Source organism: uncultured Ligilactobacillus sp., from assembly GCF_948826705.1.
Lineage (GTDB): Bacteria > Bacillota > Bacilli > Lactobacillales > Lactobacillaceae > Ligilactobacillus.
This window is the reverse complement of the sequence record NZ_CAQLEL010000017.1, coordinates 1-5,582: the sequence shown is the minus strand read 5'-3', so window position 1 is coordinate 5,582 and position 5,582 is coordinate 1. Positions and strand designations below refer to the sequence as shown.

Sequence of the window (5,582 nt, the reverse complement as noted above, 5' to 3'; positions counted from 1 at the left end):
TCCGTCCCATTGGCTACAGCCGCTTTCTTTTTTTAAGTTCAGAGCGCTAAACGTACGATCGTCAATTCTTACAACCCCTTCCGCAATGACCGCTTTAAAGCCCTGCCCGACATATTTTGTCAGCGTCCCGTCCTCTGAAATACGAAAATTCCATTGTTCCGAGGTGTCCGGAGGGAGTTCTTTCTGTTCATCTCTGGTAAATACGAGCACATTTGCGGGTTCCTTTTGGCCTGCGGATACTAAATAACTACTGATACTATGATAATCTCGTTCTTCCATTACCACTGCGTTTCCCTCTGCATCTGTCACATGATAATCCGTCAGAATCGTTGACGCTGAACCCACCTTCATAGGGCAATTCACAATCATTTTGGCCCCATTATATATATTCACCTTACCTACATTCCGAAAGTCTCCGTAATCATTACGAACGTTCAAGGTTCCTCCATATAACATGATATCCAAGTAATCTGCAATCCATCCTCCCGACGAACTAAATCCTATTGTCACAGATGCTCCCGGATATACTTCCATGCCTCTGATTACGGCCTCATCATACTTTGCAACCGTCACATCTCCGCCCCGAAACTGATATGCTGCATTCCACAGCTGTTCCATCTCCATACTTCCGTTCCCGGATATTACAAAAGTACAGAATTTTCCAATATCGCTTCGAATCACACCGACTGTATTCTTTCCCTTCAATACGATCCGAAGTCCTGTCGGGACATAACGATCCATACCACCCATTAAAACATTTTCGTCATATGGTTGAAAATAAATACTATCCACAATAGTTCCGTCTAATGTCAGTGTATAATCGCCGTCATAGTTCCATCCGTCGCCTTCTTTTACCTCATGTAGCAGGCACCTCACATCGTCAATATAAAGCCCCGGGGGAGTTGGATTTCCCGATGCCTTTGCCGAAACGGTCGGTATCATACAAAACGCACATACCAATGCCAACATTGCAATCCATTTTTTCATATCTTCTCTCCTCATTTTTTTGTCTTAACCGTTTTCACTTTTGACCATTTGGAATAACAGGTTTTACCGTTGGCCTTTTTCATTGTCCGGACTTTGACATAATATTTCTTTCTCAAATGTAATCATTTGAGATATTTGATTACGTTTGTTCATATTTTATATAGCAGTAGACTATGAAACCAGCGATAGAATTAGAAAGATATGAAATTGAAGAGTTATCTTATGTTAGAAGTGTAGATAATGAAGACTTAGGATCGGATAATTTAAAGTTGGCAATAGAATCGGGAATGACTGAGGATAGGAAAAACGGCAAGGTCACATTAAAGGCAAAATTTGTTGATCAAGGCGAAAATAAGACGATAGTGGCTCGAGTGAGTGGGTACTTCACGATCAATTCAGAGAGTGAGCAAGAAAATTATTTGGTAGTTAATGGAGCTGCAATCGTTTTTCCTTATCTACGAAGTGCCATCTCAATGGTTTCATCTTTAGATAGTTCAGATGCTGTGTTGATCCCCACGGTAAATATACTATCCTTATTAGAAGAACAGGCGAAAGATAAGTGATAAAAAGGTATGTCCAACACTGACAAATTAGTTTTCAGAAAACGTGCAAAAAGTATTGACAGTACCGGTTTTTATTGCTACACTATATAGATGCAAAAACTGTGAATTTAGATGCTTGATACGATCTATTGTCCGGATCAGGCAAACGAAGAAGCAAAAATAGTGAGGTTTATTTTATTAAACATGATCTGTTTTTGCTTTTTTTTGCCAAAATTCACTGAAAATTTTTGCAAAAAGTTATTTGTAACATAATTGTAATATTAATTTTCAGTTGTAGCAGCAATTTACAGTAAATATTTTGAGAGGTGAACAACTTGGCAGGACATTTAGTAAAATACGGCAAACACCGTGAACGCAGAAGTTATTCTCGAATCAAAGAAGTTCTAGATCTGCCTAACTTGATCGAGATCCAAACAGACTCTTACAAATGGTTCTTAGACGAAGGTTTGCGTGAGATGTTTGAAGACATCATGCCTATCGAAGACTTCGCAGGGAACTTATCACTTGAATTTGTCGATTATCAATTGTTAGAACCAAAGTACACGGTTGACGAAGCACGTGAACACGACGCTAACTACTCAGCACCATTACACGTTACTTTGCGTTTGATCAATAAGGAAACTGGGGAGATCAAGTCACAAGACGTCTTCTTTGGCGATTTTCCATTGATGACAAAGCAAGGTACATTCATCATCAACGGTGCTGAACGTGTTATTGTCTCACAATTAGTTCGTTCACCCGGCGTATACTTTAACTCTGAATTAGATAAAAATGGCCGTGAAAACTACGGTACAACGGTGATCCCTAACCGTGGTGCTTGGTTGGAATACGAAACAGATGCTAAAAACGTTGCTTATGTACGTATCGACCGCACACGTAAGATCCCATTGACAGAATTGATTCGTGCTTTGGGTTACGAATCAGATTCTCAAATTCTTGAAATGCTCGGTGAAACTGATGCATTGATGAATACTTTGGAAAAAGATATCCATAAGAACATGGAAGATTCCCGTGTTGAAGAATCCTTGAAAGATATCTACGAACGCCTACGTCCAGGCGAACCAAAGACAGCTGATTCTGCACGTAGTCTTTTGACAGCGCGTTTCTTTGATCCAAAACGTTATGATCTAGCAGCTGTTGGTCGTTATAAGATCAACAAGAAGCTTGATTTGAAGACACGTCTATTGAACACACGTGTAGCTGAAACTTTAGCTGATCCAGAAACAGGCGAGATCATCGTCAATAAGGGTGACCTTTTAGATAAGGTAGCTATGGAAAAATTAGCTCCTTACCTCAAGCGTGATGATTTCAAGATGGTGACCTTCCATCCATCTGAAGAAGGCGTAGTCCAAGAACCAATGACTTTACAGATCATCAAGGTCTACTCTGAAACAGATCCAGAACGCGTGATCAACGTGATCGGTAACGGTAATGTACCTTTGGAATACAAGCACATCACCCCAGCTGATATCTTGGCTTCCATGAACTACTTCTTCAACTTACAAGAAGGTTTAGGTAGCGTTGACGATATCGACCACTTGGGTAACCGTCGTATCCGTTCTGTGGGTGAATTATTACAAAACCAATTCCGTATCGGTTTGACACGGATGGAACGTGTGGTTCGTGAAAGAATGTCTATCCAAGACATCGCAACGGTAACGCCACAACAATTGATCAACATCCGTCCAGTTGTTGCTTCGATCAAGGAATTCTTTGGTAGTTCCCAGTTATCCCAGTTCATGGATCAAACAAACCCACTTGGCGAACTTACACATAAGCGTCGTCTTTCAGCCTTAGGGCCTGGTGGTTTGACACGTGACCGTGCTGGCTATGAAGTTCGTGACGTTCACTATACTCACTATGGTCGTATGTGTCCGATCGAAACGCCTGAAGGTCCTAACATCGGTTTGATCAACAGTTTGTCTACCTATGCTCGTGTCAACAAATATGGTTTCGTGGAAACACCATACCGTCGTGTTTCTTGGGATACACATAAAGTTACTGATAAGATCGACTACTTGACAGCTGATGAAGAAGATAACTATGTCGTAGCACAAGCTAACTCACCATTAAACGATGATGGTTCATTCGTTGATAATGTTGTTATGGCTCGTCATAAAGATGAAAATATCGAAATTTCCGTTGATAAAGTCGACTACATGGACGTGTCACCAAAACAAGTTGTTGCGGTCGCTACAGCATGTATTCCTTTCTTGGAAAACGATGACTCCAACCGTGCTTTGATGGGTGCTAACATGCAGCGTCAGGCTGTTCCTTTGATCAAGCCACATGCTCCATTAGTTGGTACTGGTATCGAATACAAAGCTGCTCATGACTCCGGTGATGCTTTGATCGCTGACCATGATGGTACAGTTGAATACGTTGATGCTCGTGAGATCCGCGTGCGTCGTGAAGATGGCTCTTTAGATACTTACAAGTTGATGAAATTCCGTCGTTCTAACGGTGGTAAGAACTACAACCAAACACCGATCGTACGTGTTGGTGACCATGTTGATGCTGATGATGTGTTAGCTGATGGTCCATCAATGGAAGAAGGGGAATTAGCTTTAGGGCAAAACCCACTTATCGCCTTCATGACTTGGGATGGTTACAACTTCGAAGATGCTATCGCGATCAACGAACGTTTAGTTAAAGAAGATGTTTATACTTCGATCCACATCGAAGAACATGAATCCGAAGCTCGTGATACCAAACTCGGGCCTGAAGAAATGACACGTGAGATCCCTAACGTTGGTGAAGATGCGTTGAAGAACTTAGATGAGTTCGGTATCGTACGTATCGGGGCTGAAGTTAAGGATGGCGATATCTTAGTTGGTAAAGTTACACCTAAAGGGATGACTGAATTGTCAGCTGAAGAACGCTTATTGCATGCGATCTTTGGTGAAAAAGCACGTGAAGTTCGTGATACTTCCTTACGTGTGCCTCACGGTGGTGGCGGTATCGTCCAAGACGTGAAGATCTTCACACGTGAAGCTGGCGATGAACTAGCACCTGGTGTTAACATGATGGTTCGTGTTTACATTGCACAAAAACGTAAATTACAAGTCGGTGATAAGATGGCTGGTCGTCACGGTAACAAGGGTACAGTCTCTGTTGTTATCCCTGAAGAAGATATGCCATTTATGCCAGATGGTACACCGATCGACATCATGCTTTCTCCAATGGGTGTGCCTTCCCGTATGAACATCGGACAAGTATTAGATCTTCACTTGGGTATGGCTGCTCGTAAACTCGGTATCCACGTAACTTCACCAGTTTTCGATGGTGCGCGTGACGAAGATATCTGGGCTGCACTAAAAGAAGCTGGTCTTCCATCCGACGGTAAGACAGTTCTTTACGATGGTCGTACAGGTGAAGCATTCGATAACCGTGTCGCTGTCGGTGTCATGTACTACATGAAACTCGCTCACATGGTCGATGATAAGATCCACGCTCGTTCGATCGGACCTTACTCCTTGGTCACACAACAACCTCTTGGTGGTAAAGCACAATTTGGTGGCCAAAGATTTGGGGAAATGGAAGTTTGGGCCCTTGAAGCTTATGGGGCAGCTTACACCTTACAAGAGATCTTGACTTACAAGTCTGATGACGTGGTCGGCCGTGTTAAGACTTATGAAGCTATCGTTAAGGGTGAACAAATTCCACAACCAGGCGTGCCTGAATCATTCCGCGTTTTAGTTAAGGAATTACAATCACTTGGTCTTGATATGAAAGTGCTCGACGCTCAAAAACAAGAGATCGAATTGCGCGACATGGACGAAGATGATGATGACATTATGAAAGTCGATGCATTAGCTAAAGTTTCTGAAGAAGAAAAAGCTAAGCGCGAAAAAGCAGCAGCTGAAAAAGCAGCTGCTGCAGAAGGCTCAAAACCAGCCGAAGAAGAAACAAAAGTTGAAAAGTAGTAAACACTCGTATTTCAAAATAAGAAAGGGAGGTCGGTCCTTTGATCGATGTCAATAAATTCGATAGCATGCAAATCGGCCTTGCTTCATCCGATAAGATCAGAAG

General features: G+C 42.2%; 3 protein-coding genes. 2 read left to right on the top strand and 1 reads right to left on the bottom strand.

The features are described from left to right. Window positions 1-987, bottom strand: a 987-nt coding sequence (locus Q9Q35_RS01275; RefSeq protein ID WP_304651794.1) for a hypothetical protein, incomplete at its 3' end; no start/stop codon positions are given. Window positions 988-1,160: 173 nt separating this feature from the next. Between Q9Q35_RS01275 and Q9Q35_RS01270 the strand changes: the two genes are divergently transcribed. Both Q9Q35_RS01270 and Q9Q35_RS01265 read left to right on the top strand, forming a co-directional pair. Further along, complete coding sequence (locus tag Q9Q35_RS01270) at window positions 1,161-1,550, top strand: protein-export chaperone SecB (protein WP_089135766.1); 390 nt, start codon at window positions 1,161-1,163, stop codon at window positions 1,548-1,550. A 305-nt stretch (window positions 1,551-1,855) separates the two neighbouring features. Further along, the gene (locus tag Q9Q35_RS01265; protein ID WP_304651793.1) at window positions 1,856-5,476 is read left to right on the top strand and encodes a DNA-directed RNA polymerase subunit beta; all 3,621 of its coding nucleotides are present in this window, start codon (window positions 1,856-1,858) and stop codon (window positions 5,474-5,476) included. Window positions 5,477-5,582 lie beyond the last annotated feature (106 nt).

Coding starts and splice junctions, on each gene's coding strand:
- Q9Q35_RS01270 (WP_089135766.1), top strand. CDS start 1,161: ATGAAACCAGCGATAGAATTAGAAAGATATGAAATTGAAGAGTTATCT.